This window comes from Nonomuraea cavernae (genome assembly GCF_014646355.1).
Lineage (GTDB): Bacteria > Actinomycetota > Actinomycetes > Streptosporangiales > Streptosporangiaceae > Nonomuraea > Nonomuraea cavernae.
In genome coordinates this window covers 155,343-182,304 of the sequence record NZ_BMNH01000006.1, presented here as the reverse complement: position 1 = coordinate 182,304, position 26,962 = coordinate 155,343, and the positions used below count along the sequence as shown (strand labels likewise).

General features: G+C 70.8%; 27 protein-coding genes and 1 pseudogene. 13 read left to right on the top strand and 15 right to left on the bottom strand.

Going from position 1 to position 26,962, the window contains the following annotated elements; genetic code table 11:
- Positions 1-25 precede the first annotated feature (25 nt).
- Entirely contained in the window at positions 26-2,494 is a 2,469-nt protein-coding gene (locus IEY82_RS13645) for an ATP-binding protein (protein WP_189124452.1), read from the bottom strand.
- A gap of 97 nt (positions 2,495-2,591) precedes the next feature.
- On the opposite strand from IEY82_RS13645, the gene IEY82_RS13640 reads away from it, so the two are divergent.
- Entirely contained in the window at positions 2,592-2,993 is a 402-nt protein-coding gene (locus tag IEY82_RS13640) for a rhodanese-like domain-containing protein (RefSeq protein WP_189124451.1), read from the top strand.
- Positions 2,990-3,640, top strand: a complete 651-nt coding sequence (locus IEY82_RS13635) for a carboxymuconolactone decarboxylase family protein (RefSeq protein ID WP_189124450.1) — start codon at positions 2,990-2,992, stop codon at positions 3,638-3,640. The genes IEY82_RS13640 and IEY82_RS13635 overlap by 4 nt, the downstream gene beginning before the upstream one ends.
- 106 nt (positions 3,641-3,746) lie before the next feature.
- On the opposite strand, the gene IEY82_RS13630 is transcribed toward IEY82_RS13635, so the two are convergent.
- On the bottom strand, positions 3,747-4,967 hold the full coding sequence (locus IEY82_RS13630) for an NAD(P)/FAD-dependent oxidoreductase (RefSeq protein ID WP_189124449.1): 1,221 nt from the start codon (positions 4,965-4,967) through the stop codon (positions 3,747-3,749).
- A 163-nt stretch (positions 4,968-5,130) separates the two neighbouring features.
- Between IEY82_RS13630 and IEY82_RS13625 the strand changes: the two genes are divergently transcribed.
- Together IEY82_RS13625 and IEY82_RS13620 are read left to right on the top strand one after the other, a co-directional pair.
- Positions 5,131-5,484 carry an arsenate reductase family protein gene (locus IEY82_RS13625; protein ID WP_189124448.1) on the top strand — a complete coding sequence of 118 codons (354 nt, stop codon included), beginning with the start codon at positions 5,131-5,133 and terminating at the stop codon, positions 5,482-5,484.
- A 65-nt stretch (positions 5,485-5,549) separates the two neighbouring features.
- Positions 5,550-6,563 carry a zinc-dependent alcohol dehydrogenase gene (locus tag IEY82_RS13620; RefSeq protein WP_189124447.1) on the top strand — a complete coding sequence of 338 codons (1,014 nt, stop codon included), beginning with the start codon at positions 5,550-5,552 and terminating at the stop codon, positions 6,561-6,563.
- 19 nt (positions 6,564-6,582) lie between these two features.
- On the opposite strand, the gene IEY82_RS13615 is transcribed toward IEY82_RS13620, so the two are convergent.
- A complete protein-coding gene (locus IEY82_RS13615) occupies positions 6,583-7,599 on the bottom strand; it encodes a hypothetical protein (protein WP_189124446.1) in 1,017 nt (338 codons plus the stop codon).
- A 200-nt stretch (positions 7,600-7,799) separates the two neighbouring features.
- Between IEY82_RS13615 and IEY82_RS13610 the strand changes: the two genes are divergently transcribed.
- A complete protein-coding gene (locus tag IEY82_RS13610) occupies positions 7,800-8,396 on the top strand; it encodes a DUF305 domain-containing protein (RefSeq protein WP_189124445.1) in 597 nt (198 codons plus the stop codon).
- 33 nt (positions 8,397-8,429) lie between these two features.
- Here the strand turns inward: IEY82_RS13610 and IEY82_RS13605 are convergent, their stop codons facing one another.
- Entirely contained in the window at positions 8,430-9,020 is a 591-nt protein-coding gene (locus IEY82_RS13605) for a TetR/AcrR family transcriptional regulator (protein ID WP_189124444.1), read from the bottom strand.
- Between the two features lie 150 nt (positions 9,021-9,170).
- On the opposite strand from IEY82_RS13605, the gene IEY82_RS13600 reads away from it, so the two are divergent.
- The gene (locus tag IEY82_RS13600; protein WP_189124443.1) at positions 9,171-10,727 is read left to right on the top strand and encodes an MDR family MFS transporter; all 1,557 of its coding nucleotides are present in this window, start codon (positions 9,171-9,173) and stop codon (positions 10,725-10,727) included.
- Between the two features lie 96 nt (positions 10,728-10,823).
- Here IEY82_RS13600 and IEY82_RS13595 read toward each other — a convergent pair whose 3' ends face one another.
- The 3 genes from IEY82_RS13595 to IEY82_RS13585 all read right to left on the bottom strand — a co-directional run bounded on the left by IEY82_RS13595 (position 10,824) and on the right by IEY82_RS13585 (position 13,207).
- Positions 10,824-12,269 carry an aldehyde dehydrogenase gene (locus IEY82_RS13595; RefSeq protein WP_189124442.1) on the bottom strand — a complete coding sequence of 482 codons (1,446 nt, stop codon included), beginning with the start codon at positions 12,267-12,269 and terminating at the stop codon, positions 10,824-10,826.
- The gene (gene thmT, locus IEY82_RS13590) at positions 12,266-12,463 is read right to left on the bottom strand and encodes a 2-hydroxymuconate tautomerase (protein WP_189124441.1); all 198 of its coding nucleotides are present in this window, start codon (positions 12,461-12,463) and stop codon (positions 12,266-12,268) included. The genes IEY82_RS13595 and thmT overlap by 4 nt, the downstream gene beginning before the upstream one ends.
- A 204-nt stretch (positions 12,464-12,667) precedes the next feature.
- Positions 12,668-13,207 carry a MarR family winged helix-turn-helix transcriptional regulator gene (locus IEY82_RS13585; protein ID WP_189124440.1) on the bottom strand — a complete coding sequence of 180 codons (540 nt, stop codon included), beginning with the start codon at positions 13,205-13,207 and terminating at the stop codon, positions 12,668-12,670.
- A 231-nt stretch (positions 13,208-13,438) separates the two neighbouring features.
- Between IEY82_RS13585 and IEY82_RS13580 the strand changes: the two genes are divergently transcribed.
- Both IEY82_RS13580 and IEY82_RS13575 read left to right on the top strand, forming a co-directional pair.
- Positions 13,439-14,512, top strand: coding sequence for a class III extradiol ring-cleavage dioxygenase family protein (locus IEY82_RS13580; RefSeq protein WP_189124439.1), 1,074 nt, complete (start codon positions 13,439-13,441; stop codon positions 14,510-14,512).
- 61 nt (positions 14,513-14,573) lie between these two features.
- Entirely contained in the window at positions 14,574-15,446 is an 873-nt protein-coding gene (locus tag IEY82_RS13575) for an SPFH domain-containing protein (protein WP_189124438.1), read from the top strand.
- A gap of 11 nt (positions 15,447-15,457) precedes the next feature.
- On the opposite strand, the gene IEY82_RS13570 is transcribed toward IEY82_RS13575, so the two are convergent.
- Positions 15,458-16,531, bottom strand: a complete 1,074-nt coding sequence (locus IEY82_RS13570; protein ID WP_189124437.1) for an ArsR/SmtB family transcription factor — start codon at positions 16,529-16,531, stop codon at positions 15,458-15,460.
- Between the two features lie 57 nt (positions 16,532-16,588).
- Between IEY82_RS13570 and IEY82_RS13565 the strand changes: the two genes are divergently transcribed.
- Positions 16,589-18,013: an MFS transporter gene (locus IEY82_RS13565; RefSeq protein ID WP_189124436.1), complete on the top strand. Its 1,425-nt coding sequence runs from the start codon at positions 16,589-16,591 to the stop codon at positions 18,011-18,013.
- A complete protein-coding gene (locus IEY82_RS13560) occupies positions 17,976-18,296 on the top strand; it encodes an SAM-dependent methyltransferase (RefSeq protein WP_189124435.1) in 321 nt (106 codons plus the stop codon). The genes IEY82_RS13565 and IEY82_RS13560 overlap by 38 nt, the downstream gene beginning before the upstream one ends.
- Before the next feature lie 250 nt (positions 18,297-18,546).
- Here IEY82_RS13560 and IEY82_RS40320 read toward each other — a convergent pair.
- The 3 genes and pseudogenes from IEY82_RS40320 to IEY82_RS13545 form a co-directional block, all read right to left on the bottom strand.
- Positions 18,547-18,657, bottom strand: a pseudogene (locus IEY82_RS40320) (hypothetical protein); the annotation flags it as partial.
- 59 nt (positions 18,658-18,716) lie between these two features.
- Positions 18,717-19,379: a DUF433 domain-containing protein gene (locus tag IEY82_RS13550; protein WP_225263230.1), complete on the bottom strand. Its 663-nt coding sequence runs from the start codon at positions 19,377-19,379 to the stop codon at positions 18,717-18,719.
- 129 nt (positions 19,380-19,508) lie between these two features.
- Positions 19,509-19,952: a hypothetical protein gene (locus tag IEY82_RS13545; RefSeq protein ID WP_189124434.1), complete on the bottom strand. Its 444-nt coding sequence runs from the start codon at positions 19,950-19,952 to the stop codon at positions 19,509-19,511.
- Positions 19,953-20,331: 379 nt separating this feature from the next.
- On the opposite strand from IEY82_RS13545, the gene IEY82_RS13540 reads away from it, so the two are divergent.
- Positions 20,332-20,799: a pyridoxamine 5'-phosphate oxidase family protein gene (locus tag IEY82_RS13540; RefSeq protein ID WP_189124433.1), complete on the top strand. Its 468-nt coding sequence runs from the start codon at positions 20,332-20,334 to the stop codon at positions 20,797-20,799.
- Positions 20,796-21,788 carry an NADPH:quinone reductase gene (locus IEY82_RS13535; RefSeq protein ID WP_225263228.1) on the top strand — a complete coding sequence of 331 codons (993 nt, stop codon included), beginning with the start codon at positions 20,796-20,798 and terminating at the stop codon, positions 21,786-21,788. Before IEY82_RS13540 ends, IEY82_RS13535 begins: the two co-directional genes overlap by 4 nt.
- A 9-nt stretch (positions 21,789-21,797) precedes the next feature.
- On the opposite strand, the gene IEY82_RS13530 is transcribed toward IEY82_RS13535, so the two are convergent.
- Positions 21,798-22,094, bottom strand: coding sequence for a DUF6204 family protein (locus IEY82_RS13530; protein ID WP_189124432.1), 297 nt, complete (start codon positions 22,092-22,094; stop codon positions 21,798-21,800).
- Positions 22,082-22,735 (bottom strand): TetR/AcrR family transcriptional regulator, encoded by a 654-nt coding sequence (locus IEY82_RS13525; RefSeq protein WP_189124431.1) that lies wholly within the window; start codon positions 22,733-22,735, stop codon positions 22,082-22,084. Before IEY82_RS13525 ends, IEY82_RS13530 begins: the two co-directional genes overlap by 13 nt.
- A 122-nt stretch (positions 22,736-22,857) precedes the next feature.
- Between IEY82_RS13525 and IEY82_RS13520 the strand changes: the two genes are divergently transcribed.
- A complete protein-coding gene (locus IEY82_RS13520) occupies positions 22,858-23,382 on the top strand; it encodes a DinB family protein (protein WP_189124430.1) in 525 nt (174 codons plus the stop codon).
- A gap of 39 nt (positions 23,383-23,421) precedes the next feature.
- Here IEY82_RS13520 and IEY82_RS13515 read toward each other — a convergent pair whose 3' ends face one another.
- Together IEY82_RS13515 and IEY82_RS13510 are read right to left on the bottom strand one after the other, a co-directional pair.
- Positions 23,422-24,612 carry an FAD-dependent monooxygenase gene (locus IEY82_RS13515; protein ID WP_189124429.1) on the bottom strand — a complete coding sequence of 397 codons (1,191 nt, stop codon included), beginning with the start codon at positions 24,610-24,612 and terminating at the stop codon, positions 23,422-23,424.
- 183 nt (positions 24,613-24,795) lie between these two features.
- Positions 24,796-26,934 carry an SPFH domain-containing protein gene (locus IEY82_RS13510; protein ID WP_189124428.1) on the bottom strand — a complete coding sequence of 713 codons (2,139 nt, stop codon included), beginning with the start codon at positions 26,932-26,934 and terminating at the stop codon, positions 24,796-24,798.
- Between the last annotated feature and the right edge of the window lie 28 nt (positions 26,935-26,962).

Genomic DNA, 26,962 nt, shown 5'->3' with positions numbered 1-26,962 from the left:
CTCGGCGGGCGAGCGGGACGGCGGCTCAAGGAGAGAGGAGGTCGGGGAGCGGCGTCCTGCCGCCCGCGGCGAGAGCGGCCTCAAGGTCGGCGGCGCCGAGCCGGTCCCGGAGAGCCGCGTGCGGGGCGTCGCCGGGGAACAGGCGGGCGCGCAGCTCCGGGTCGAGGCGTTCGGCGGCGCCGAGCAGGACTGCGGCGCGCTCGAAGCGCCCGGTCGCGCGCTCGCACTCGGCGAGCAGGCACAGGCCCGTCATCGTGGCGCGCAGGTCGCCGACGCCGAGCGCGAGTTCAAGGCCCTCGGTCAGCCGGCGCCGGGCCAGGTCATGCTCGCCGCCCTCGGTCGCGGCGCGGCCGAGGCCGAGCAGGCAGCGGGCCGTGCAGCGGCGGTCGCCGATCCGCCGGAACTGCCCGAGGAGCGCCGCGTAGCTCGTCGCGGCGCTCGCGTGGTCGCCCCGCTGCTGGTCGAGATGGGCCCGGAAGACCTCGGCGTGCAACCGTTCGTGGTCGTTGCCGCTGAGCCGGGCCAGCCGTCCGGCCTCGGCCAGCCAGGTCGCGGCGTCGTCGAGGCGGGTGTGCTCCTCGATCGCGCGGACGGCCAGCTGGCTGAGGCAGTTGGCCCGCTTCACGTGGTCGCGCAGCCGTCCGAACAGGTCGGCGGCCTCAGCCGTACGCGCCAGGGCGGTCGCGGTGCCGCTGCCGGCGTGCCCGAGGGCGGACATCGTCAGGGCGCGGTGCCAGTCGTCGCCCAGCGCCTCGAAGCGGGCCGCCGCGTGTTCCAGGTGGCCGGCGGCGGCCGCGCGGTCCTCGCCGTACATCTTCACCCAGCCGAGGGCGAGCAGCGCGAGCGCCTGGTCCGGCCCGGCGCCGTCGCCCGCGCGCTCGTACGCCTGCTCGGCGAACGTCAGGGCGCGCCCGGTGTCCTGGTACGCCAGCAGCACGGAGCAGGTGACGGCCGCCCGGACCCCGAGCGAGCCGGCCGGCAGGGGGCGTTCGAGCAACCGGTCGATCCAGCCGAACAGCTCGCCACGGGCGCCGAGGATCTCCCACCCCGTCCCGACACCGGCCAGGAACTCCCACGCGGGCACGGTGTCCGGCCGGTCGAGGGCCCAGCGCATCGCGGTCCGCAGATCGCCCCAGTGGCGGTCGAACCAGCGCATCGCGCTCGCCTGGTCCCGCCCACGCAGGTCGGGCAGCAGGCTCACGCCGTGCCGGAGGTGGTGGCGGGCATGCTGCTCGCGTGCCGTCTCGGCGCCGCCACGTGACACCAGCCGCCGGTGCGCGAACTGGCGGACGCTGTCGAGCAGGCGGTACTCGGTGGTCTCGTCGCGGCGGCGGCGGGAGATCAGTGAGCGGTCCAGCAGGCGAGGGAAGAGCCCGACGAGGTCGGCGGAGCCCAGCGGCGGGTAGGCCAGGACCTGCGCCGCCGTGTCGTAGTCGAACTCCCCGGGGAACACCGAGCACCGCTCGAACAGCGTCCGCTCGCCGTCGCCCAGCAGGTCGTGGCTCCACTGGAGGGCCTCCTCCAGCGTCCGGTGCCGCCCCTGCGCCCCGTCCGTCAGCAGCGCGAACCGGTCGTCCAGCCGGCCCAGCAACTCGGCCGGCGAGAAGAACCGGATCCGGGCCGCGGCCAGCTCGATGGCCAGCGGCAGGCCGTCCAGCCGGCGGCAGACCATCGCGACGTGCCGGGCGTTGCCCGGGGTGACCTCGAAGCCGGGTGAGACGGCGCTCGCGCGGTCCGCGAACAGCCGTCCGGCGGCGGCGCCGAGCACCACCGCGGGATCGTCGGTCTCCTCGGGCACCGGCAGCGGCGCGACCTCGTAGACGACCTCCCCGGCGACGCCGAGCGGACCGTGGCCGGTGGCCAGCACGTGCAGCCGTTCCGTGGTGGCCAGCAGGTCGGCGAGCAACGCCGCCGCGGTGCCGGTGACGTGTTCGCAGTTGTCGACCAGCAGCCAGTGGCGGCCCTCGGCGAGCGCCTCGCGGATCAGGGACCGCAGCCTCCGCTCGTCCCCGGACACGCCCAGGGCGTCGGCGAACGCGCGCTCCACGTCGTCCCCGGGAGGCACGGAGGCGAGATCGACCAGCACGGCGGGCGGCAGCGTGGACACCGACTGCGCCAGCCGCAACGCCAGCCGCAACGCCAGCCGGGTCTTGCCGGTGCCCGCCGGGCCGGTCAGCGTCAGCAGCCGGTGCGTTCCGAGCAGCCTGACCAGGTCGCCCGTCTCCTGGTCACGACCCACGAACGACGACAGCGGCCTGGGCAGCACGGTGCCGGGCTCCCGGCGGGCCCGCAGCCGCACCGCCGTGTCGACCAGCGCCAGCCGGCTTGACCCGCCGAGCTTGCGCAGCAGGGACGACACGTGGCTCTCCACGGTCCGCTCCGACACCTGGAGGCTGTCGGCGATCTCCCGGTTGTGCAGGCGGTCGCCCACGAGCCAGAAGATCTGGAGCTCGCGCGGCGTCACCCCGGCCGCCCGCAGCGGATCGGCATCCATGGAACGGAGTATCCGCTATTTCCGTACTGAGCACGGATGTGGATGATCGCGCCCCCGGTGTCCAATGACCGGGCGACCCCTTTACCGGAAGGCAGGCATGATGAGCGAGTCCGTCAATCAACTGGTGGCACGCGCCCGCGAGCAGGTCCGCAACCTGTCCGTCGCGGAGGTGGCGGAAGCCCTCGAAACCGGCACCGTGACGCTGGTCGACCTCCGCGAGCCCGACGAGGTCCAGCGCGAGGGCACGATCCCCGAGGCGGTGCGGGCGCCGCGCGGGATGCTGGAGTTCTGGGCCGACCCCGCCAGCCCCTACCACCGCACGGAGTTCGACCCGTCGGCGCCGACCATTCTCTACTGCGCCTCCGGTGGCCGGTCCGCCCTCGCCGCCCGCACCCTGCAGGCGCTCGGGTACGCCGACGTCTCGCACCTCGATGGCGGGCTGGCCGCCTGGAAGGCCGACGGCCGCCCGGTGACCTTCCGGGCCGGTGACGCGTCGTGAGCGGTTTCCTCGCCGTCCCGCCTCTGACGGCCGAGGGACGGAAGGTGTTCGACGAGGACATCGCCGAGGTCGGCTACGTAATGAACCTGTCCCGGCTCTGGGCCTACCAGCCGGACGTCCTCAACGGGCTGTTCGACCTGATGACGGCGACCGGCGCGGTGCACGGGCTGGGCCTGCGGGGACGCGGCGTTCTCGTCACCGCCTGCGCCTCGGCGCTCGGCGACTCATACTGCTCGCTGGTGTGGGGCGGTCGGCTGGCCACGCAGTCCGACGCCCTCACCGCGGCGGCCGTCCTCCGCGACACCCTCCCTCCCGGCGACGCCCCGCCGGTCGGCGATGCTCTGCCGGATGGTGATGCTTCGATGGGCGGTGGTGGCCTGACGGCGGGTGAGCGGGTGATGGCCGACTGGGCGCGCAAGGTGGCGCGCGATCCCAGCGGTACGAGCGCGGCTGACGTGCGGAGGTTGCGCGAGGCCGGGTTCGATGACGCCCAGATCTTCGCGATGACGGTGTTCGTCGCGCTGCGCGTCGCGTTCTCGACGGTCAACGCCGCGCTCGGGGCGCGCCCTGACGCCGAGCTGCGCGCCACCACCCCTGCGGCCGTCCTCGACGCCGTCACCTACGGCCGCCCCATCTCCGACGCCTGAGGGCCACCCACGGACGTCCCGGCCTGCTCGTGGCCGGTACGGGCCCGTTTGAGGTGGCTCGTCGTCGGCGGACGGATCACGGCAGGGGCGGGCACGGCCGCTCGTGTCAGAGAGTGGTTTCGGGGAGTGGGGTGGCCGGGTCGGCGAGCCGGGAGCGGTCGACCGGGCGGCCGGAGCGGATCAGCTCCTGGATGGGGCTCGTGACGTCCCAGACGTTGACGTTCATGCCGGCCACCACCCGGTCGCCGTCGAGCCAGAAGGCGATGAACTCGCGGGAGTCCAGGTCGCCCCGGACGACGACGTCGTCGTTGTGACCGGGCCGGGTGAGGCCGGTGTATTCCATGCCCAGGTCGTACTGGTCGGTGTAGAAGTACGGCAGCCGGTCGTACACGGCGTCCTGGCCGAGCATGGAGCGGGCGGCGACGGCGGGCTGGTTGAGGGCGTTGGCCCAGTGCTCGACGCGGACATGGGCGTCGTACAGCGGGTGGTAGGCGTTGGCCACGTCGCCCGCGGCGAAGATGTCGGGGTCGGAGGTGCGCAGCCCGGCGTCCACCACGATCCCGTCGTCCACCCTGAGCCCGGCGGCGGCCGCGAGGCCCGTGTCGGGGGCGGCGCCGATGCCGACGATGACGGCGTCGGCCGCGACGTGGGCGCCGTCGGCCAGCCGCACCCCCGTCGCCCGGCCGTGCTCGCCGGTGATCTCGCTGACCTGCACTCCGAGCCGCAGGTCGACGTCGTGCTCGCGGTGCAGCGCGGAGAAGACGGCGGCGATCCGGGAGCCGAGCACGCGCAGCAGCGGCTGCCGCTCGGCCTCCAGCACGCTGACCCGTACGCCGGCGGCGCGGGCGGCGGCGGCCACCTCCAGGCCGATCCAGCCTGCGCCGACGATCGCGACGCTGGAGACGGCGGCCAGGGTGTCGCGCAGCCGCTCGCTGTCGTCGACGGTGCGCAGGTAGAGGACACCGTCGAGGTCGGCGCCGGGCACGGGCAGGCGACGGGGTGTGGCGCCGGTGGCCAGCAGCAGCTTGGCGTAGCCGAGGCGTTCGCCGCCGGACAGGCCGAGCGCGTGGCCGGCGCGGTCGATGGCGGTCACCTCGGTGCCCAGGCGCAGGTCGACCTCCTGGCTCTGATACCACGCCGCGTCGTGGACGAAGACCTTGTCTCGCTCGGACTTCCCCTGCAGGTAGTCCTTGGACAGCGGTGGACGCTCGTAGGGCAGGTGGGGCTCCGCGCAGGCCAGCACGAGCCGGCCGTCGTACCCCTGCTCGCGCAGGACTTCGGCGGTCTTGGCGGCGGCCAGACCGCCACCCGCGATCACGAATGTCATGATTCAGGCTCCTGTCGGGTAGATGCCGGGCTCGACGCGCGAGCATCACCTGCTGCCTCTTCACGGGCGTCGCCCACGTCGGCTACCTTCCCGGCGGGCGCATCGTAACCCTGTCGACGTTCGCGCGCCCTCACCGGACGCCCACACCCTCAGAAGGACCCTCATGGAGATCTGGATCAATCCCGAGTGTTCGAAGTGCCGTTCCGCGCTGTCGATCCTGGACGCCGAGCAGGCCGACTACACCGTGCGCCGCTACCTCGACGACCCGCCCGACGAGCACGAACTGCGTGAGGTGCTGGCCAGGCTCGGGCTCGAACCCTGGGACATCACCCGGCTCGGCGAGCCCGCCGCGACCGAGCTCGGCCTGGCCGGCTGGTCGCGCACCCCGGCCGACCGTGACCGCTGGATCCGGGCGCTGGCCGCCCATCCGATCCTGATCCAGCGTCCGATCATCACCGCGGCCGACGGGCCGTCCGTCGTGGCGCGCACCGAGGAGGCCGTCCGCTCGACACTGTGACCGGCGGCGCCAAGCCGTGGGCAGGCTCGTCTTGAACCGGGGCCCGCGGTGGATAGATTGGCCGGATGCGCGCCCTAGTGATCACCGGGCCCGGCGAGGCGGGGGTTCGGGAGGTCGAGCCGCCCGAGGCGGGCCCCGGCGAGGTGGTCGTCGACGTCGAGCGGGTCGGGGTGTGCGGCACCGACGTGGAGCTCTTCACCGGCACCTTGCCCTACCTGCACACCGGCCAGGCCGCCTACCCGCTGCGGATCGGCCACGAGTGGTCCGGCGCGGTGCGCGCGGTCGGCGACGGCGTGGACCCGTCCTGGCTCGGCCGCCGCGTCACCGGCGACACCATGCTCGGCTGCGGTCGTTGCGCGCGGTGCGCCGCCGGGCGCGGGCACGTGTGCGCCGACCGGTACGAGATCGGCATCCGGGGCGGCTGGCCCGGCGCGCTGGCCGAGCGGCTGCCCGTGCCCGTGACCGCGCTGCACCCGTTGCCCGCCGCCGTGGACCCGGCGCTCGGCGCGCTCGTCGAGCCCGGCGGCAACGCGATGCGCGCCGTGCGGGGCGCCGGTCTGGCACCCGGCGAACGGCTGCTGGTGCTCGGCCCCGGGACCATCGGGCTGCTCGCCGCCCAGATCGCCGCCGCCCGCGGCGCCGAGGTGCACCTGCTCGGGCAGACCGCGAGCTCCCTGGCCTTCGCCCGCTCGCTCGGTTTCGAGCAGGTGTGGACCCGGGAGACGCTGCCCGCCCTGCGCTACGACGCCGTCGTGGACGCCTCCAACGCGCCCGGCCTGCCGGCGCTCGCCGTCGAGCTGGTCGAACCGGGCCGCCGGGTGGTCTTCGTGGGGCTGGCCGGGACACCGAGCCCGGTCGACACCCGCGCGGTCGCCCTCAAGGACGTCACCGCGGTCGGCGTGCTCGGCGCCTCCGCCGGGCTGGCCGAGACCGTCGAGCTCTACGCCTCGGGCACGGTCGATCCGCGCCCGCTCGTCGCCGCGACGGTGGCGCTGGACGAGGTCGCCGCCGTCCTGGCCGGCCGCCGTCCGCCCGAGTGGGGCGACGCTCCCAAGGTCCACGTGGACCCGCGCCGCTGACGCCGGCCCCGAGGCCGCCTCAGCGGCTGTGCCGGTCGTCGCTCCAGATCGAGGACGTGTCCACGTACGGCCGCAGCAGCGCGGTGAGCTCGGCGTCGCCCCGGCCGTTGAGCTCGTCCGAGGCGATCTTCCGTGCCGCGCCCGCCAGCAGGTCGGCCACCTGGATCCGGGGGTCGCAGCGCGAGTCGACGAGCGTCAGGCCGGTCAACCGGCCGCCGGGCTCGCGGGCGTGGAGCAGCTCCTTGAGCCGGCCGATCCGCTCGTCCGTCAGCAGCGTCTGCCTGTCGTGCACCACCGCGACGGATCTGCCGCCCGCGCCCCAGTAGGCGACCGCACCGACGATGGCCGGGATCAGGGTGTCGAGGGCGGGGATCACTCCCGGGTCGGCGAGCAGGCGTTCGCGGAAGGCGGCCACGCGCGGTCTGGCCAGCCACAGCAGCTCCATCGCCTCGCCGGCCGGGCTCCGCGCGCCGGACCGGCGCAGGTCGTCGACCAGGTCGAAGAACGCCGCGACGGACGCGGGCGCGCTGCGGTGGTTGGGGGACCGCATCAGGCCGTTGAACGCGGCGAGAAAGGACTCCCACCGCTCGGCTCCGTACGCGCGCGGACCCTCGCGGCGCAGGGTGGCGGTCATGGACCGGGCCCGCCGGTCCTGGCGCAGGCCGATGGCGGGCGGGTAGGGCGCCTCCGTCACCAGCAGGTCGACGACCCTGCCGACGACGAAGAACGTCTTGTCGGTCAGGTGCACGTGAGCGTGCCCGAGCAGCGGCCCGCGCGGGCCGAGCAGCCAGATGAGCGCCTCGCGGTGCTTGGTGCGCCGGAGGATGCTGAACTTGTACTCCGTGGTCGGCGACGGCGCCCGGTCGCGCGTCTCCTCGATGCACCGGGCCGCGAGGTCGGCGCTCAGGCGCACGCTGGCATGGGCGAAGACGTCGGTGTTGCCTCCGATGAGCTTGTCACCCTCGGAGCCCGACTCGTCGCAGGCGATCTCGAGGACCCCGCCCGCGTGCGTGCTGTCTTCGCGATGACCCGTCAATGCCCTGTCTCCCAGCGGGGAGCACGCGTCAGGAGGAGATGCCCTCCCCGTGGTCCGCCTGTGCAGCATCATCGTCCGTTCCGTACGGAACCTCCATGGATTTTCCGGTTGCCGCGTGGTGCCGGACTCTGAACCTTCCCGGATCGGGCCGCGTATCCCCGGGTAACCATCAACCTTTTGCCGGACGGAAAGGGGCGATCATGCGGGTGCGCGCGCGGCGGGTGTCGGGGGTCCGGTCGGCCGTGGTGTCCGTGGTGTCCGTGGTGGCCATGGCGCTGTGCGTCCCCTTGCTGGGCGCGTGCGCGCCGGCCGGCGGAGAGCCCGTCGCCGCCGCCGGTGTGGCGGCCGATGTGAACCCCGACGTCCAGTTCTCCCAGGAGATGATCCCGCATCACCGGCAGACCATCCGGATCGCCGAGCTGGTCGCGGACCGGAGCACCGACGCGTACGTACGGAAGCTCAGCGAGAAGCTGATCGCCGACGAGCGCGCCGACATCGAGCTGATGGAGTCGTGGCTGCGGTCGTGGAAGGCGCAGGTGCCACCGGAGGGCGCGGACGACGGCCACTCCATGCCCGGCATGATCTCCGCCGCGCAGATCTCGGTGCTGGAGGGGCAGTCGGGCGCGGAGTTCGACCGTACGTGGCTGACGCTGCTGGCCAAGCACCTGGACGCCGGCGTCGAGATGGCCCAGACCGTGCAGGCCATGGGCGGTCACAAGCCGACCGTCGACCTCGCCGGCGAGCTGATCAGCGGGCAGAAGGCGACGATCGCCGAGATCGTCAAGCGGGTGGGCTGACCTCGTCCCGTGTATGAGCGTCGAGACCGGCCGTCAGACGAACGGCTGGGCCATCTGGGTGAGGTATTCGTCGATGACCTCGTGCAGCGGACACGTCCGCTGCTCCTCGACCCAGAGGTGGGTGCCGATGCGCAACGTGACGAGGAAGGCGGCGGCCATGAGGCGCGGCTGGATCATGGCGTCGCCTGGCGCCGCGCGTTCGGTGATGGCCTCGGCCAGCTCGCGTTCGAGCGCGGCGTGGTTGGCCAGTTGCCTGGCCAGGAGCGCGGGATGTTTGCGGGCCAGCCGGGTGCGCGCGGCCCACTCGTGATCAGGGGCCCCCACCTCGCGGTAGACGTCGTGGATCGCGGCGCGCATGGCCTGCCAGGGCCGCTCGGCGGAAGGCCGGGCGCGGATCCGCGCGACCAGTAGCCGGACGCGCTCCTCCTCGCCGTAGAGGACCGCGTCCTCCTTGCCGGCGAAGTAGTTGGAGAAGGTGCGCCGGGAGATGTTGGCCGCGTCGGCGATGGCCTCGACGGTGACGGCGTCGAAGCCGTGCTCGACCGTCAGCCGCAGCGCCGCCTCGTGCACGGCCTGCCGGGTCTCGGCCTTCTTGCGCTCGCGCAGCCCCACCTGGATGTCCATGTTCCGGTAAGCCTACCGCGAGTCAGACATATATGCCCAATGCGCAAATTTTCCCATTGGGCATATATGCTGGCTCCTTGTCACAGGTAGATCATCAGGGGGAGGACGCGCGTGAGCGCACCTACAGCCACGGCCGCACCATCTGAGCCGATGACCCATCGGCAAGTGCTCGAAGCGCTCAGCGGGCTGCTGCTCGTGTTGTTCGTGGCCATGATCAGCGCCACGATCGTCTCGGTCGCGCTGCCGCAGATCATCGGCGCGCTCGACGGCACCCAGTCGCAGTACACCTGGGTGGTCACCGCCTCGCTGCTCGCCTCGACGGCCTCCACGCCGATCTGGGGCAAGCTGGCCGACCTGTTCAGCAAGAAGCTGCTGCTCCAGGTGGCCATCGTCATCTTCATCGTCAGCTCGGTCGCCTGCGGGTTCGCGCAGGACACCGGCCAGCTGATCGCCTTCCGGGCGCTGCAGGGGCTGGGGATGGGGGCCCTGCAGGTGCTCGTACAGGTCATCATCGCGGCGATGATCAGCCCCAGGGAGCGCGGCAGGTACAACGGCTACCTCGGCGGCGTCATGGCCGTGGCCACCGTCGGCGGGCCGCTGATCGGTGGCGTGATCGCCGACACCTCCTGGCTCGGCTGGCGCTGGTGCTTCTTCATCTCGGTGCCGTTCACCCTGATCGCCTTCGCGCTGCTGCAGAAGACGCTGCGCGTGGCCACCGTTCGCCGTCCCGACGTCAAGATCGACTACGTCGGCGCCACCCTGATCGCCCTCGGCGTCAGCGTCCTGCTCATCTGGGTGACCTTCGTCGGCAACTCCTTCGACTGGATGTCCTGGCAGACCGCGGCCATGGTCGGCGGCGGCGTGCTGGTCCTCGCGCTGGCCACCTGGGTGGAGACGAGGGTCGCCGAGCCGGTCGTGCCGCTGCACGTCATCCGCCGTCGCACCCCGGCCCTGGCCATCCTGGCCAGCCTCGCGGTCGGCATGGCCATGTTCGGCGGCTCGGTCTTCCTCGGCCAGTACTTCCAGATCGGGCGCGGCTACAGCCCGACCGAGGCGGGCCTGCTCACCATTCCCATGATGCTCGGCGTGCTGCTCTCCTCGACGATCTCCGGCCGCATGATCTCCAAGAGCGGCAACGTCAAGCCGTACATCGTCACCGGCGGCATCGTCCTCACCATCGGGTTCCTCGGGCTGTCCACGCTGGACCACGAGACGTCGCTGGTCTTCGTCAGCGCCGCGATGATGCTGGTCGGCGTCGGGGTCGGCATGTCCATGCAGAACCTCGTCCTGGCCATCCAGAACACCGTCCCGCTCAACGAGCTCGGCGCGGCCAGCGGCGCGATCACGTTCTTCCGCTCGCTCGGCGGCACCATCGGCGTCTCGGTGCTGGGCGCGATCCTGGCCAACCAGGTCGCGACCAGCATCGTCGAAGGACTGGCCAAGGCCGGCATCAAGGCCGAGGCCGCGGGCGGAAGCGGCTCGCTCAACATCGCGCAGATGCCGGAGCCGCTCAGGACCATCGTGCGCGCCGCCTACGGCGACGCCACCGGGCACATCTTCCTCGTCTCCACCGGCATCGCCGCCCTCGGCGTCATCGCCACCCTGTTCCTCAAGCCGACGCGGCTGCGCGACAGCGTCGACCTGAAGCCCGCTCCCACGACCGGCGAGACGGCCGTCTCCGCGAGCCAGGAGACGACCCGCGCCTGACCGGGAGGCCGCTGGCGGCGCCGGCGGCGTGGCTGCCGCGCTGTCTCAGCGTGAAGCCGGCCTCAGCGTGAAGCCGGCCTCAGCGTGAAGCCGGCCTCAGCGTGAAGCCGGCTGATCCCGCGAGATCTGCATGACGACCGCCTTCGGCTCGGTGAAGAACTCCCGGCCGAAGTCGCCGCCCTCCCGGCCGATGCCGGAGTCGCCGACACCGCCGAAGGGGGCGCGCAGGTCGCGGATGAAGAAGCAGTTGAGCCAGACCGTGCCGGCCCTGAGCGCGGCCGAGACGCGGTGCGCCCGGTTGACGTTCTCGGTGAAGAGCATGGCGTTGAGGCCGTAGGGGGTGCCGTTGGCCAGGGCGACGGCCTCCTCCTCGGTGTCGAAGGGCCGCACGACGACGACCGGTCCGAAGATCTCCTCCCTGCAGTGCCGGGCGGACGGCTCCAGGCCGACGATCACGGTGGGCCTGACCGCCCAGCCCTCGCCGAGCCCTCCGGTGAGGATCGTGCCCTCGCCGACGTCCGTGACGTACGAGCTGACCTTGGCGAAGTGCGTCTCACTGGCCAGCGGGCCGAGCTCGGTGGCCGGATCGGACGGGTCGCCGGCGACCAGTGCCTCGGCCTTCTTGACGAAGCGGCTCAGGAACTCGTCGTAGACGGCACGTTGCACGAACAGCCGGCTGCCGGCCAGGCACACCTGCCCGGCGTTGCGGAAGATGGCCTCGACCGACCAGTGCACGGCGTTGTCCAACTCGGCGTCGGCGAAGACGATGTTCGCTCCCTTGCCGCCGAGCTCCAGGCTGACCGGGGTGAGATTGGCCGCCGCGGCTCCGGCGATGACCCGGCCGGTCGCCGACTCCCCGGTGAAGGTGATGCGATCGACCCGGGGGTCCTCGGTGAGCGCCTGGCCCACGGAGTCGGGACCGAACCCGTGCACCACGTTCAGCACGCCGGGCGGCATACCGGCCTCAAGGGCCAGCCGGGCGAGCAGCGTCGCCGACACCGGGGTGTCCTCGGCCGGCTTGAGGACGACCGTGTTGCCCCAGGCCAGCGCCGGAGCGATCTTCCAGCTCTCCAGCATCAGCGGGAAGTTCCAGGGCGCGATCGCCGCCGTCACCCCTGACGGCTCGAAGCGCGTGTAGGCGTGGTGCCCGGAGTCCATCGGGAGGAGCTGGCCGGTCGACAGGCGGGCGTGGTCGGCGAAGAACCGGAAGTTGGCGGCGGCCCGCTGCACGTCGTGGCCGCTCTGGGTGACCGGTTTGCCCATGTCGCGGGTGTCGGCCAGCCTGATCTCGGCCTGACGTTCCTCCAGCAGGTCGGCGAGCCGGTGCAGGATCCGGCCGCGTTCGGCGTACCCCATCCGGGGCCACGGCCCCTCGTCGAAGGCCCGCCGGGCCGCGGCCACGGCCACGGCGGCGTCGGCCGGGTCGCCCAGGGCGGCCTCAGCCCAGGGCTCGCGGGTCCACGGGTCGACGCTGGCGAACCGCCGGCCGTCGAGCGAGTCCACTTCGCGGCCGTCGATGATGTGGCCGTGGTAATCGGTCATCGTGTTGCCGACCTTTCCGCGATCGTGACGTCGCCGGCGGCCCAGTGGGTGGCCGGGATCTCCCGGACGATGACGCGAACGCTCTCCTTGGGGGCGCCGATGGAGGTGACCACCGCGTCGGTGAGGCCGGAGATCAGCGCCCGGAGGTCCTCGGCGGTCCGGCCCTGGATGAGGGTGACTTCAACGAGCGGCATGCGCACCACCTGAGACGAACACGGCACCGAGACGTCGTCCAGGATCCACGCTCTCTCCATGCCTGTGCGTACGTGAGCGGACTCGAAAGCCATGAAACATGACTATCCCGGACCGAAATATTTATGATCGGATACTAGTTGTGGCGCGTCGCGGACATCAAGGTGTCGCCACGCCGGACAGCCCGAAGAGGCCGGCGGTGCCGCTCACGGCGAGATGACCTGACCCCTGTCGACCTGGGCGGTCTCGATGGACTCGCGCAGCTTGTCCAGCAACGCGGTCAGAGCGCGGCGGTCCTCGCCGTCGAGCCGCCAGACGAGCGCCTCCAGATAGCGCCAGTGCGACGGCAGGAAGCCCTCCAGGAATCGCTCGCCGGTGGCGGTGTTGGCGATGAGGTAGGAACGGCGGTCGTCGGGGTTGATCCGCCGCTCCACGAAGGACCGCTGCACGAGCCCGTCGATGACGCTCGTCAGGTTGGCCGGCCGGATGGAGATGGCCAGTGCCAGCTCGCCCATGTTCAGCGGCCGGTCCGCCCGGTGCAGCACGTTGAGGATGTTGAACTGGCTGACCGACAGCCCGTGCCCGGAGAGCTCGGCTGCCCCGGCGCGGTCGAACGCCGACATGGCGCGGTAGAGGGTGAGGGTCAGCGTCAGCAGGTCGGGGTCGAAGCCGGGCCCGTGCTCGGCCTGCGCTCGGGCGACCTGCCACTCGACCGTCGACTCCTCCGGATCGGTGTCGTGGGACACGCCCGCCTCCAGCTCGTCGTCGGCGTGGCCGGCACCCTGCGGCGCCGGGGCCGATTACTTGGATCGAAGATATTTATGGTTGACGATAATACAAGATCGGAACTATTTTAAGGCTCCGCGCCGGGCGTCGATGCCGACGGCGGAGCGGCCCCAACGGCCCCAACGGCTCCAACGGGCCCAACGGCCCCAACGGCTCCAGCGGCCCCAACGGCTCCAGCGAAGGAAGCGGTCATGGCGGAAGTACTGGGCGTCGGCCTGTCCCACTATCCCCTCTTCGGCGGGCTGGACGAGAACATGGCAAGCCTCCTCCAGCGCACCCTCACCGACCCGGGCATCCCCGCCGAGGCGAAGGACGTGGCCAACTGGCCGGAGCTCGCCCGCCGCGAATGGGCCGACGACGAGGGCCGGGCCGCGGCCAAGGAGCACCGCGCCGCCATGGTCGACGGATTCGAGCGGGTCCGCGCCGCGATCGACGACTTCAACCCCGACGCGCTGGTCATCTGGGGCGACGACCAGTACGAGAACTTCAAAGAGGACATCATCCCGCCCTACGCCGTGCTGGCGTACCCGACCATGGACCTCAAGCCCTGGGCGCACGCCGACCGTTCGTCGGACATGCGCGACCGGCCCAACGTCTGGGGCGAGGACCACAGCACCACGTTCCAGGTCCGCGGCCGTCCGGACATCGCGAAGTACCTGGCCTCCGGGCTGCTGGAGCGGGAGATCGACGTCTCCTACGCCTACCGGCCGGCGCACCACCCCGGCCTGCCGCACGCCTTCCTGAACGCCGTCCTCTACCTCGACTACCACCGCACCGGCTTCGACTATCCCGTGGTGCCCTTCCCCATCAACTGCTACGGCAGGCGGGTCGTCAGCTACCGGGGGTTCATGAGCGAGTTCGGCGACGTGCGCGAGCTCGACCCGCCGTCGCCGTCGCCCCGCCGGCTCATGCGCATGGGGGCGGAGGTGGCCCGGCTGTGCGCCGAGTCGCCGTGGCGCATCGCCCTGGTCGCCTCGTCGAGCTGGTCGCACGCGTTCCTCTGCGACCGCACCTGGCGGCTGCACCCCGACACCCCGAGCGACGTACGGCTCTACCAGGCCCTGGCCGGCGGCGACCTGGAGGAATGGCGCGCCACCCCGCTCCAGGAGATCGAGGCGGCCGGCCAGCAGGAGCTGCTCAACTGGTTCCCGCTGGTGGCCGCGATGGAGGAGCTCGGCCACCCCACGCCGGTCTGGTCGAAGTTCGTGGAGACCGCGGTGTTCAACTCCAACAAGGTGTTCGCGATCTACGGCCCCTCCGCGTAACCTGCCGCCGCTACGCTCCCGGCATGCGCCAGACCATTCGGCTCGTGGAGAGGGAGATTCGATGAGGCAGAAGGCCGTCTTAGCATTACTGGTCGCCTCCGTCCTGGTGACCGGCTGCTCGATGACCACCCCCGAGCCCGACGAGAAGGGCATCGTCTACGACGCGGGGATGTTCTCCGACACCACCTTCCAGAACTGCGTCGAGCCCGGTGTGCGCGACGTGTCCGGCTGGGGCGACAAGGGCTACGTCTATCCGGCCGGGCAGCGTACCTTCGAGTTCGCGGCCGACCCCAACGACCCGGCGGGGGTCCAGACCAAGCCGGGGGCCGAGGCCGGGCCGCTCACGATGTGGACCAAGGACCCGCTGGAGATGCGCGTGACGGGCGTCGTCACGTTCTCCCTCACCAGCGACTGCAAGACGCTACGGCTCTTCCACGAACAGATCGGGCTGAAGTACGAGGCCTACACCGACAGCGGCTGGAACAAGCTGCTCAGCGTCTACATCGGCCAGCCGCTCGACCGGGCCCTCGACGCGGCCAGCAAGGAGTTCGCCTGGCGTGACCTGGCCTACCTCAAGCCGCAGTCCAAGCAGGACTGGGAGGCGAAGGTCGCCCAGTACATGGGCCAGTTCCTGCGCGAGCAGGGCGGCGCCGAGTTCTTCGACAAGTTCTCGGTCACGCTGCAGCAGCCGCAGCCGCCGCTGAACGTGCGCGAGGCGATGGCCGCAGTCCAGCAGGCCCAGGAGGAGAACGTCGCGCAGAAGGCGAAGAACGAGAAGGCCCGTACCGAGCTGGAGGCCATCAGGGCGCTGAAGGACGTGCTCGGCGCGCAGGGCGCGGTCATGTGGCAGGCCGTCAAGGACGGCCGCATCCAGATCATCGTCTCCGACAGCGGCCAGATCAACGTCACGCCGAACAAGAACGGCGGCAACTGACCGGGAGCCGGTCAGCGGATGGGATCCGCTCCCGTTCGGCCCTGGTCGGCTGAGGTGTCGGCCGATGGGTCGGCTGATGGGTCGGCTGAGGTGTTGGCCGCGACCAGGGCGTCTCCGAGGGCCGTACGACGGTAGAGGACGAACTTCCCCGACCGGGTGCTGATGATCAGGCCGCTCCGGCGAAGGATGGACAGGTGGTGGCCCGTCGTACCGAGACTCAGCCCGTGCTGCCGGGTGAGCTGGGTGGTGGTCACCGGCTGGCGCATCGCCCTGAGCAGCAGGGCCCGGGTCCTGGTGACGAGCTCGCTGAGGGCGTCGCCGTGGTCCTCCTGGACGTGCCGGTGGGTGAGCGTCGCCCGGCCGCGGGCGGGGTAGAGAATGGCGCGGCGCCACGGCGGGTCCGTGCAGAAGGCCAGCGGCCCGAAGATCGTGGGCACGAACAGCAGGCCGTCGCTGTCGGGCGGGCACCGCTCGTCCCACGGCACGTCCGCCGTGATCGAGCCGCCGTTCTCATGGGAGCGCCAGCTGACGTGCGCCGACAGATCCGTCAGCGCCTCGGCCCAGCCGTACGCCAGCAGGAGCCCCGCCCGGTGCAGGAGGTCCTGTTCGAGGATGGCGTGGATGGCGGGCCAGTCGGGCTCGATCAGCTCGTGCCACACCGCTTCGAGGCCGGCGGCCAGCCACGCGACCACGTCGGGCGCCTGGAGCGTGGCCCGCACCTCCTCGGCGACCGGCCCGCTCCGCTCGGTGATCGTGCGATGGAGCTCCTGCCGCGCCTGGTCGAAGGGGGTCGCCCGGACGATCTCCAGCTGGTCGGCCATGGTCTCGCGGGGCCCGGTCGGCGGCGGGGAGATGAAGTCGGGCTGGTAGCCGTCGGTGTGCCCGAGCGTCACCAGGGCGCGCACCGGCGGGACCTGACGGCAGAGGTCGTTGAAACGTCCCCGCGCGCGGTCCGCCCATGGGCGCAACGCGACGTCGCCGCGGTATCCGCTGAGGACGTCCAGCGCTCTGCCGGTCTCGTTGATCGGCGAGATGGCGAACCTGCTGGCCGCCAGATCCTGCGGGTCAACATCGAATTCGAGCACGTTTCCATCGTCGTCGAAGGCATGGCTCGGAGACAGTGACTTTCGAACAATAGTTGCATGACAACGAACGAGGGTTCGCCGGTGCCGTACCGCGAGGTCTTCGCCGTGGGGGTGTTCCGCACTCTGTTCGTCGGCCAGACTCTGATGGTCATCAGCGAGGCGATGAAGATGCTCGCCCTGTCGCTGCTGGTCTTCGCCCGCACCGGGTCGCCGCTGATGGCGGCGGTGGCGTACATGGCGGGCATGCTCGCCTACCTCGTCGGCGGGACGCTGTTGCTGTCGCTCGCGGACCGGATCTCCACCCGGCCGCTGCTGGTCACCTTCCACCTGGTCCGTTTCTGCGTCATCGGGGTGCTGGCCTTCGTGGTCCTGCCGGTGCCGGTCGTGCTGATCCTGGCCGCGGTCATCGGCCTGTTCGGCCCGGTCGCGGAGGGCAACGCGACGGCACTGCTGGCCGACGTGCTCCGCGACCGGAGCTACATCACGGGGAGATCGCTGATGACCGCGGCCGCGGCCGCCTCCCAGGTCATCGGTCATGGCATCAGCGGGCTGCTGCTCATCACGATGAGCGCCTACGGCGTGCTCGCCACCGCGTCGGCCTTCTGCCTCGTCGCCGCCGTGGTGACCTGGTTCGGGCTGCGTGACAGCCCAAGGCGCGGGGCCGACCGGCCCGACCGAGCTGACCGCGCCGACCGCGTCGACGGCGTCGACCACGCCGACCGCGCTGACCGGCCCGCGTCCACGCCGGGCGCCTCCCCGCTGAGACGGCTGCTGCGGACCGGGGCGGCCGCCTCGACCTGGCAGGTCAACAGGCAACTGCTGGCCGACCGGCACATTCGCGGGCTGCTGCTGGCGATTCTGGTGCCGACCTCGCTGGCCGTCGGGGCCGAGGGCGCGGTGGTCCCCTACACCGCCGACATGGGACAGGCCCCGGCCGGTTTACTGCTCTCCGCCATGGCCGGCGGCATGCTGCTCAGCAACGTGTTGATCGGCCGGTTCGCCGGCGTCGAGACGGCCGAACGACTGGTGCTCCCGCTGATCTACCTCACCGGCGGCGGCCTGGTCGCGTTCGCCCTGCGGCCCGGCCTGCCGGTGGCCGTCGCGCTGGCCGCGGCCAGCTCGGCCGGGCTGGGTTACGAGATCGGGCTCCAGCGGCGTTTCCTGCAGGCGCTCCCTGAGCACGCTCGTGGTCAGGCGTTCGGCCTGGTCAGCACCGGCCTGATGTCCGGTCAGGCACTCGGCGCCGTCGCCGTCGGCGCGCTGACCGGGATCGCCGGCGCGGGCCTGTCGATAGCGGTGTTCGGAGCTCTCGTGATCGCCGCGGGTGTGCTGCTCAGGCGCCACCTGCTGCCCGGCCGGAAGGCCGGCCCAGCCTCGCCACAGATCGACCGCGTGGTCGCGGAAACGAGATGCGCAAGATCTCTACCGCTGCCAAGCTGCCCGGATGAATCACGAACAGATGTCCAGGATCGCTCATACTGATCACCCGATCAAAGCGCCGCTCGGCGATGAGTCGGTGCGCCGCCTGCTGGAACAGGGACTGCCGCGCGGCGACGAACGCGTGCTCGACCTCGGATGCGGGGGAGGGGAATGGCTGTTGCGCGCGCTGGCCACGCGTCCGCGCGTGCGGGCCGATGGCGTCGACGTCTCCGAAGAGGCACTGGGCCGGGCTCGTGACGCCGCGCGAGATCTCGGCGTCCACGACCGCCTCGTCCTGCACAGCCAGGAGGCCGCGACGTTAGCACCCGCGAGGAGCAGAACTTAGGCGGATCCACCAGGGGATCGATCACCCGTAACCGAGCCGTCGATGTGGGGTCGATGCTCCGCAGCGTGATCAGCCTCTGGCCATCAGCCTCCTCCAACACGGTCAAGGCGCCGGGCAGCCCCGCGGAGACTGTCGCGATGACCAGCCCCATCCCCGCCAGGCCCTGTTGTTTGTGTGGATATTCGATCCGGTGCAGGCCCGAGGCCGCGATGGCTGCGACCTCCCGCGGGCGCTGCATCTGCCGTCCGTCGTTGGTCACGACCGCGTGGAATCCCTCGGCAGCCGCAAGCGGGTAGAGGCTCTCGTCACGCGTCCCAGACCAGCCAGGGAGATCGAGCAAATGAACAATCTCGTGGTGCACGATGAAGGCGGTGAGAGCTCGACGGAGCGGCTTGGGGACATTCTCGTCCAGTAGCAGCCTCACGCGGTCCTCTGCGGGGCGTAGCTGTCGACATAGTCGGCGAAATCCGCGGCTTCCCGTGCGGCCGTCGCCGTGACACTCGGGTAGTAATCGGGGATCCGATCAGCGGGAACACCGTCTCGAAGAAGCGCGGCGACCTCGTCATAGGGCACCCGTGTGCCCTCTATCACCGGAATCCCACCTCGGACCGCCGGATCGACCGTCACATGATCACGTGGTCGCAGGAGGTCAGGGATATGGCGTCCGTCACGATAGAAAGGCCGCAGGACGTCCACCATCTCGTGGATCACGACGTTGGCCTTACTGCGAACCAGATCGATCGCCTGATCGGGCCCCGCCAGATAGATGCTGCTGCCATCGGCCACCAGGCGATACGCCGAGAGATGATCACGCTCTCCCAGATCATCACGGAGCGTGTCCAACGCCTTTCTGATCTTCTGTAGGGAGGCGTCGTTGCGCAGCTTGACGCATGTTCGCAGTGCCATCACGTCTCGGAATGAGTACAGAACGGGACGGAAGGCGGAAATCTCGGGAACCAGCACCGCTCCACGGCCCGAACCAGCCTTACGCCAGTGGGCGAGCTGGCGAAGCGTGGCACCCGACAGCGCCGCAGCGAGCTGCGGACTGTAGGACATCCGCTTCACCCCTTCCATGCCGTGCATGCGGAACGGTTACCAGGTCATCATCGCAAAGATCTCCTCGGCGTTCATGTTCTTCCGGACGCCGAGCGGAGCTGGTGGTCGCAAGCGACGGACCTGCCGGAGGGCGACGAGTTCCGGGTGCGGCCGTCCTCAGTTTCGCGGCAAGGGGACGTGCAGCCTGCGAGCCGTGGTCACGGCGATCGTGGCGGCGAGCGCGCCGAGCATTCCGCCCAGAATGAAGAAGACCACGAACCAGGTGAGCGGCGGAGCCTGGACCGTGTCCTGGGCCGCCGCCTCCAGCGCGTAGAGCCCGAGGGGGAACCCGCCGCCGAGAAATCCGCCCAGCATGGCCGACTTGGCGATCAGAGCGCAGATGGCGGACGGCGAACTGAGGAGGAAGAACAGCGGCGTGAAAACCATGGCCGGTGCGAACCCCATCGAGGCGGCGAGAACAGCCCAGATGCCCGCGAACAACGCATAGGTCATCACCCAGACGAGTAGCGCTCCGGCCACCCGCGCGGCGATCTGCCGCGCCCACGGGGTCTTCGTGGTGCCCGGAACGGCGGGCGAGGCGGCGTCCTTCTCTCGTTCCACCGTTCTCCGAGACACCCAGATCGTGCTGATGATCCCGACCATTCCGATGAGGGTGCTGACTATCACCCCGATGCCCTGCCATCGGGGATCTCCCAGATTGCCCATGTGACTCCCGCGTGCCGTGGCAGCAGTGCTCCCAAATTTCGCGCCAGATGTTCGTTGCGTAACCAGAACAGTCGATCCCGTAATCGAACCGTTAGCTCCGTTCCGCGTTGAACGCGGAGAGATCGAGGTTTCGACGTGACGAACTTCCGCGTCGCCTCACGGTGGCCCCGCACCGCCGTGAGCCTCATGACCGGTCGTGACCTGCGCGGAAGCGCGGAGAACCGACTCCATCCCGAGGCCGAAGCATGGGTACCTCACTGGAGGGAGGATGAGGATGACCATCGACGACGATATGCGGCTGATCGTGGAGACCGCGCGGCTGTCCTTCGTGGCCACCGTGTGCCCCGACGGCTCACCCAATCTCTCGCCCAAGGGATCGATGCGGGTGTACGACGACGCGCACCTCGCCTTCATGGACATCGCGTCCCCGAACACGGTCGCCAACCTCCGACGCGATCCGCGGATCGAGGTCAACTCGATCGACTTCCTCCGCAGGCGGGGCTACCGGTTCAAGGGCACGGCGGAGCTCCGCGAGCCCGGCGACCCTGTGCACGAGTGGCTGCACGCCTGGCTGCTCGACCTGAACGGTCCCGGCTACCCCGCTCATCGCGCGATCCTGGTGCACGTGGAGCGGGCGCTGCCGATCCTGTCTCCTGCCTACACCTTCGGCGGCGCCGACGAGGTCGATCTCAGGCGGGCATGGGCGGGTACGTACCTCGCCGACCTGGACGAAGAGCGATGATGAGCGTCCGCGAGACCATGACCGCGGCCTACATCACGCGGCCCGGCCCGGCGGACGAGATACGGATCGGCCGGCTGCCCGTGCCCGAGCCCGGCCCGTCGGAGGTACTGGTGAAGGTGCGGGCACTCGCCGTCAACCATGTCGACACCTTCGTCCGTTCCGGCGCCTACCGGACGCCCCTGCCGTACCCGTTCGTCATCGGCCGCGACCTGGTGGGGACCGTGGCGACGGCGGCGCCGGGGTTCGCCCCCGGCGACCCGGTGTGGTGCGACAGCCTGGGGTTCGACGGCCGCCAGGGGGCCTTCTCCGAGTACGCCGCGGTGCCCGCCGACCGGCTCTATCACCTGCCCCGCGGCGTCGATCCGGAGAACGCGGTCGCCTCCCTGCACACCGCCGCCACCGCCTACCTCGGCCTGTTCAGGGAGGCGGGCCTGCGGATCGGGGAGACGGTCGTCGTGACCGGCGCGGGCGGCGGGGTCGGTTCGGCCACCGTTCAGCTCGCCGCGGCCTATGGGGCGCGGGTGATCGCGACCGCGCGTCCGGACGACTTCGACTGGTGCCGGCGGTGCGGCGCCGACGAGGTCGTCGACTACCACGACCCGGACATGTACCCGAAGATCGCCGAACTCGCCCCCAACGGGGTGAACGTGTTCTGGGACAACGCCGGCCACTACCACCTGGAGCGGACCGTTCCGTTGCTCGCCCTCGGCGGCCGGATGATCATCGCGGCCGGTCTCGGCGCCACTCCCGCGCTGCCGGTCGGAGAGCTCTACACGCGTGACGCCAGCCTCCGGGGCTTCGCGATCAGCAACGCCACCGTCGCCGAGCTCACCGCGGCGGCCACGGCGATCAACCACCTCCTGGCCCGTGGCGCTCTGGTCTCCCGGATCGGCACCCGGCTGCCGCTCACCGAGGCCGCCCGGTCCCACCGCCTCCAAGAAGGCGCCGAGCCGCACAGCCCTCGCGGGCGCATCGTCGTCCTCCCGTGACAGGGGCGCTCAGGCGGACCGGGCCCTGCGGCGGATCTTGATGTCGCGCATGTCCGTCACCGCGATCTTCAGAACCTCGTGCGGGTAGCCGTGCGCGTCCAGCGCCTCCATCGCTCCCAGGAACGCCTCCTCCTCACCGTCGTCCGGTCCGGCGGGCACCTGGCAGCGGAAGGTGAAGGCGGACACGCTCTGGTCATGGGTGAACGTCCCTGCCTCCGTGTAGGCGATCTCGCTCGCCGCCCGCACGGCGGCTCGGCCGGCCTCGTCGAGCCCCTTGAACTTGCCACTGATCGTCACTCTGAACATGGGGCGTCCTTTCGTACGGCATAGGTGAGGATGCGCTCGCCGAGCAGTGTCTCGATGGTGTCCAGCAGCTCCAGCAAGGCGGCCGAGATCGCGTCGGCGGACTCGCCCGCGGTCGTCCGCCGTCCGACCTCGGCGTAGACCAGCGCGTGCAGGCTTCCGATCTGCCAGGCCACCGCACGCGGCAGCGGATCATCCCGCTCCGCCCCGGTCTCCTCGGCCAGTACGAGGGCGAGAGCCTCCGTCATCTCACGGCCGAGGTCCTCCAGGCGGGCGGTCAGCGTGGGGGCGGCCCGCATCATCTCCAGCACCCGCCCGAATCCGGCGCTCAGCCCGACCGCGCGGTCGCGCCCGCGTACCTCGTCCCGAAGCCGAGTCAGCACCGCGCCCACCGCCGACTGCCCGACCGGCCGCTGCCGGACGATGTCGGCCAGCCGCTGCGGGGACGCCTCCTCCGGAGGCAGGACGAGCTCCTCCTTGCACGAGAAGTAGTTGTAAACGGTGTTGACCGACACCTCGGCGGCCTCGGCGACCTGGGCGATGGTGACCCCGTCGAAACCGTGCGCCACGAAGAGGCCAAGGGCCACGTCCGAGATGCGCCGGCGAGTCTGCCGCTTCTTCCGCTCCCGCAGTCCCTCTGGCATCTTTGGAGCGTACTGTATTTTTGAAGTGGACTGCACTTTCGTTCGATCGTCATCCGGGCATGGCCAGGCCGGGGGCGGTTAATCGCTTTCGGGGCGGAGCGCCACTGTGCCAGCATCGCCCGATGAGCCTGAACCGATGTGACCTGTTGCGTTGGCAGTTCGACCTGACGTGGTCGCTCTTCGAATATCACCTAGAGCGCCTGAAGCCTGATGACTTCCTGTGGGAGCCGGCGGCCCACTGCTGGACGGTGCGTCATGACGTGGCCGGGAAGTGGGTGCCGGACTGGGCGGAGACCGAGCCCGACCCTGTCCCAGTCCCTACGATCGCCTGGCTGAGCTGGCACATCGGCTGGTGGTGGAGCGTGACGATCGATCACGCCGAGCAACGGCCACCCCGTGAGAGGGCCGAGATCACCTGGCCGGGCGACGGGACGAGCGCCGTCGAGTGGCTGCGCGGCCTTCGCGTGGAATGGCTGGCGGTGCTGGATCGACTCTCCGACGCCGATCTGGACGCCGCGGCCCCGTTTCCCTGGCCGAAGGACTCCGAGCACACGGTGGCCCACATGGTGGCCTGGGTCAACACCGAACTGCTGAAGAACGCCGCGGAGATCGGCCAGCTCAGGCTGACGCGTGCCGCCTCTGCCTGACGGTCCCGAGATCCGCCGCTGGCGGGCGCGTACGTGCTCTCAATCGGCGTGCCTGGTTCGTCCGAGCTTCGACCCGAGCCAATGCCTGCAGCCGTACAACGATTCGATGGTCTGCCCCATCCGGTAGTACAGCCGCGGCGGGACGTGCGCGAGCAGCGCCGACTCCCGCCGGGCCTGAAGAGCGATCAGCTCCAGCGGTGGCAGGTCGATGTACCGCGGCAGGTTCTCGTACCACTGGGCGCTGTAGCGGGCCGCTCGCTGCAGCTTGCGGATCGCTGATCTGCGCTGCCGCTCGTAGCGGGCGAGGGCTGGCTGGAGTCGCGGGTCCCCGTGCAGCGCGTTGACCAGGAAGGCGGCGTCCTCCAGGGCGAGGGCGGTGCCCGCGCCGATGGAGAAGTGCGTGGTGTGCGCGGCGTCCCCGAGCAGCACGAGGTTGTCGTGATACCACCGGCGGTTGGTCAGGGTGCGGAAGTTCAGCCAGTGCGCGCTGCCGTCGGCCTGCGACCGGCCGATCAGCGGATGCCCGTCCAGTATGTCGGCGAAGAGCTTCTCCAGCAGGGCCAGGCTGTCGGTCTCGTTCGTCTGGTCGAGCCCGAGTCCTCGCCAGGTCGCGGGGGAGCACTCGATGACGCAGGTGCTCCGGTCCTCGCTGAACCGGTAGCCGTAACACCACAGCCAGCCGTGGTCGGTCTCCACGAAGGCGAAGATGAAGGAGTCGAAGACCTTGGTGGTGCCGAGCCAGATGTAGGTGTTCCGCTCGACCGTCACCTCGGTGCCGAAGTGATCGGCGTGACGCTCGCGCAGCACGCTGTTGACACCGTCACCGGCCACGACGAGATCCGCGTCGGCCAGCTCGGCCTCACCGGCGATCTCCCGCTGGAACTCGACGCGCACGCCGAGCGCGCGGGCCCGCTCGGCGAGGATGGCCAGCAGTCGGTGGCGGCTGATGCCGAAGCCCTCCTCCGCCTGCTCCGTCACCGTCGCGCGGTCGTGCACGTGCGTGACCCAGCTGTCCCAGGAGACCAGGCTCTCGCTGATGGCGCGCGCGGACTCGGGGTCGGCGACGTGCAGATAGCTGAGCAGCTCGTCGCCGAAGGTCACGCCCCAGCCGTACGTCGAATTGACCGGGTTCCGCTCGTAGACGGTGATGTCGTGGGACGGGTCCACCCGCTTCATCAGGATCGAGAAGTACAGACTGCCGGGCCCACCGCCGACGCACGCGACCTTCACAACTTTCTCCCGCTACTCAAAGTGATCAATTAACAACATAGAGTAGCAAGAGTGTGCACGGCGGGACGATCTAGTCCAGCTGAACCGCCGGTCACGAGATGGCCAATTAGCGAACCGCCTCCAGACCGGGTCCACGCCGAACCAGTGGTAAGCCGACCACGAGAGCGCCTGACCGCCGCCGGGTCAGGCGCTCTCCTCCGGATACGCCGATCCCGGGTCGAGCCGCGGCGGTGCCGGCGCATCCAGCTCGGCGGCCTCACGCAGCGACATCAGGACCGCCAGCGGGTCGGTGATGTGCGGGTTGCGCTCCAGATGCATCAACTGCCGGGGAGACAGCGTCCGCACCGCGAGCAGCCCGTCGTCCTTCACCACCAGGATCGAGCCGACCAGCGCGACCGCCCGGGCGGTGCTCGCCAGCGACTCGATCAGCTTGGAGGCGGCGTCGGCCTGCGCGGTGTCCACGCCCGCCTGGGCCTCGTGCACCAGCCGCAGTTCGGCGGCCCGCTTGAAGCTCGCCAGCACCTCGTCCGCGGTCAGGTGTTCGCCCACGGTCTTGGCGGCCCTGATCCGGAAGATCTGGAACCAGGACCCGTGGATGGGGTCGGAACTGTCGATCACCTCCCAGCCGACGCTCTCGGCGAACCGCCCGATCGCCTCCCGCACCTCGTCCCGCATCCCGTCGTCGTCCTGATAGACGACGATCGTGTGCTCGTCCGCGACCGGGTCGCCGGCCGCGTCCTGCCGCCGCCGGGCGAGCTCCTCGACCATCGCCCGCTCGATCCTTCCCCACATGACGGGTTGCCGGTCCTCGGGCGCCGAGACGACGACCGGAGAGACCGGATCGTGCTCCTCGTAGCCCTCCCGAGATCGGAAGGAGGCCAGGAAGGGTTCGAGGAGCCGGACGGGCGGATAGTCGGCCAGTGCCTCCGCGGAGACGTGCGCCGGCACCTTCATCTCGCTGATCTGCCGGATCAGCCGTTCCATGGCGATCTGGTCCCGGCCCAGGACTCTGATCTGCTCCTCAAGCTCCACGGTCTGGGTCCGGATGCGGTTCCGTTCCAGGTCCATCCGGAGTTCGTCGACCCGCAGCTCCACCTCGGCGGCCCGCCGGGACCCCTCCAGGTCGAACAGCCGGCGGCGCGTCCGCTCCAACTCCGGGTCCTCAGCCTCGAATTCGGTGAGCGTGGTGTCGATCGCGTCGACGCCCCATGCCGAGAGCGCGCTCCGGATCCGGGCCGCCAGCTCCGTCCGGATCTCCTGCGTCGACGCCAGCAGCTCCAGCGCGCCGTACTCCGCCGCGGCGCTCTGGAGGTAGCCCGCCACCACGCTGCCGAGCACGCGTTCGGCGAAGCGCCGCACCGTCGCGGTCACCGGCTCCGGCGGTGTTCCGGCCTCCGCCCGCAGGTAGCCGAACGACTGGACCAGGTGGGGGGCCGTCTCGGGCCGGATGGAGACGGTCTGGGTGAGGCCGGCCCTCAGCCAGTGCCCCTCGACGTTGAACCTGAGCGAGCCGAAGACCAGGTCGTGAAGGTCGGGCGGCCCGCCCGGGCCGCGGTCCCGCCATTCGACGATCAGAATCCTGGTCGGCACGAGGACCACGGTCGCGAACCAGGGGTTGATCCGGTAGCTGCCGGGTCGGAGCACCTCGGCCTGCACCCCGCGCCTGCCGCCCTCCTCCAGGAACCGCCACGGAAGCTGGAAGTTCCGGTGGCCCGGTACGGGTTCGCCCAGCGCGGGCCCCTCCTGCCCGTCGACCGGCTCCTGGCCGGCGAAGGTCACCACGACGCCGACCGAGCCCACGGGGACCTCCACCTCGCGCAGACTCTCGCGGGTGAGCCCGAGGCCGGCGAGTTCCGCGTCGTCCGCCTCAGAGGTCCACACGTCGAACAGCTCGGGGTTGACCGCGTACCTGGCGCCGCCCGGCAGGACCGCCGGCTGCCGCCCCATCTGGCCCCCGTCGAGCAGGAAGGCCCGCCCGTCCTGGAAGTCGTCGCACTCGGTGAACCGGGCCAGCGGCTCCAGCAGCGGGGCCGGGGCGCCGGCCTTGGCGACGACGACCCCCACCGTGCCCGCCGGGACACTGATCTGCGGTCTCTCCCGGACCCGGTACAGCCCGGGGAGCAGGAAATACGCCTGTCCGCTCCGTAGCAGGGCCGCCTGGGCCCCCGGCGACCCGGCGACCTTGACCGAGGCCCGGTCCTCGGCGGAGGACCGCCCGAATCTGCGGTAGACGACGCCGACCCGGTCCGGTGGGATCCGGTGCATTCCGCGAAGGAGAACGAGCAGGACCGCGAGCACCGCGGCGGCCAGATACCAGACCATGTCACTCCGTCCAGCCCGGGGGCCAACT

What these genes read in the sequence shown, in the direction of transcription:
- IEY82_RS13645 (WP_189124452.1), bottom strand. Translation starts at nt 2,494, where the DNA reads ATGGATGCCGATCCGCTGCGGGCGGCCGGGGTGACGCCGCGCGAGCTC.
- IEY82_RS13640 (WP_189124451.1), top strand. Translation starts at nt 2,592, where the DNA reads ATGATGAGCGAGTCCGTCAATCAACTGGTGGCACGCGCCCGCGAGCAG.
- IEY82_RS13630 (WP_189124449.1), bottom strand. Translation starts at nt 4,967, where the DNA reads ATGACATTCGTGATCGCGGGTGGCGGTCTGGCCGCCGCCAAGACCGCC.
- IEY82_RS13625 (WP_189124448.1), top strand. Translation starts at nt 5,131, where the DNA reads ATGGAGATCTGGATCAATCCCGAGTGTTCGAAGTGCCGTTCCGCGCTG.
- IEY82_RS13620 (WP_189124447.1), top strand. Translation starts at nt 5,550, where the DNA reads ATGCGCGCCCTAGTGATCACCGGGCCCGGCGAGGCGGGGGTTCGGGAG.
- IEY82_RS13610 (WP_189124445.1), top strand. Translation starts at nt 7,800, where the DNA reads ATGCGGGTGCGCGCGCGGCGGGTGTCGGGGGTCCGGTCGGCCGTGGTG.
- IEY82_RS13605 (WP_189124444.1), bottom strand. Translation starts at nt 9,020, where the DNA reads ATGGACATCCAGGTGGGGCTGCGCGAGCGCAAGAAGGCCGAGACCCGG.
- IEY82_RS13600 (WP_189124443.1), top strand. Translation starts at nt 9,171, where the DNA reads ATGACCCATCGGCAAGTGCTCGAAGCGCTCAGCGGGCTGCTGCTCGTG.
- IEY82_RS13595 (WP_189124442.1), bottom strand. Translation starts at nt 12,269, where the DNA reads ATGACCGATTACCACGGCCACATCATCGACGGCCGCGAAGTGGACTCG.
- thmT (WP_189124441.1), bottom strand. Translation starts at nt 12,463, where the DNA reads ATGCCGCTCGTTGAAGTCACCCTCATCCAGGGCCGGACCGCCGAGGAC.
- IEY82_RS13580 (WP_189124439.1), top strand. Translation starts at nt 13,439, where the DNA reads ATGGCGGAAGTACTGGGCGTCGGCCTGTCCCACTATCCCCTCTTCGGC.
- IEY82_RS13575 (WP_189124438.1), top strand. Translation starts at nt 14,574, where the DNA reads ATGAGGCAGAAGGCCGTCTTAGCATTACTGGTCGCCTCCGTCCTGGTG.
- IEY82_RS13565 (WP_189124436.1), top strand. Translation starts at nt 16,589, where the DNA reads ATGACAACGAACGAGGGTTCGCCGGTGCCGTACCGCGAGGTCTTCGCC.
- IEY82_RS13560 (WP_189124435.1), top strand. Translation starts at nt 17,976, where the DNA reads ATGAATCACGAACAGATGTCCAGGATCGCTCATACTGATCACCCGATC.
- IEY82_RS13550 (WP_225263230.1), bottom strand. Translation starts at nt 19,379, where the DNA reads ATGCACGGCATGGAAGGGGTGAAGCGGATGTCCTACAGTCCGCAGCTC.
- IEY82_RS13540 (WP_189124433.1), top strand. Translation starts at nt 20,332, where the DNA reads ATGACCATCGACGACGATATGCGGCTGATCGTGGAGACCGCGCGGCTG.
- IEY82_RS13535 (WP_225263228.1), top strand. Translation starts at nt 20,796, where the DNA reads ATGATGAGCGTCCGCGAGACCATGACCGCGGCCTACATCACGCGGCCC.
- IEY82_RS13530 (WP_189124432.1), bottom strand. Translation starts at nt 22,094, where the DNA reads ATGTTCAGAGTGACGATCAGTGGCAAGTTCAAGGGGCTCGACGAGGCC.
- IEY82_RS13525 (WP_189124431.1), bottom strand. Translation starts at nt 22,735, where the DNA reads ATGCCAGAGGGACTGCGGGAGCGGAAGAAGCGGCAGACTCGCCGGCGC.
- IEY82_RS13520 (WP_189124430.1), top strand. Translation starts at nt 22,858, where the DNA reads ATGAGCCTGAACCGATGTGACCTGTTGCGTTGGCAGTTCGACCTGACG.
- IEY82_RS13510 (WP_189124428.1), bottom strand. Translation starts at nt 26,934, where the DNA reads ATGGTCTGGTATCTGGCCGCCGCGGTGCTCGCGGTCCTGCTCGTTCTC.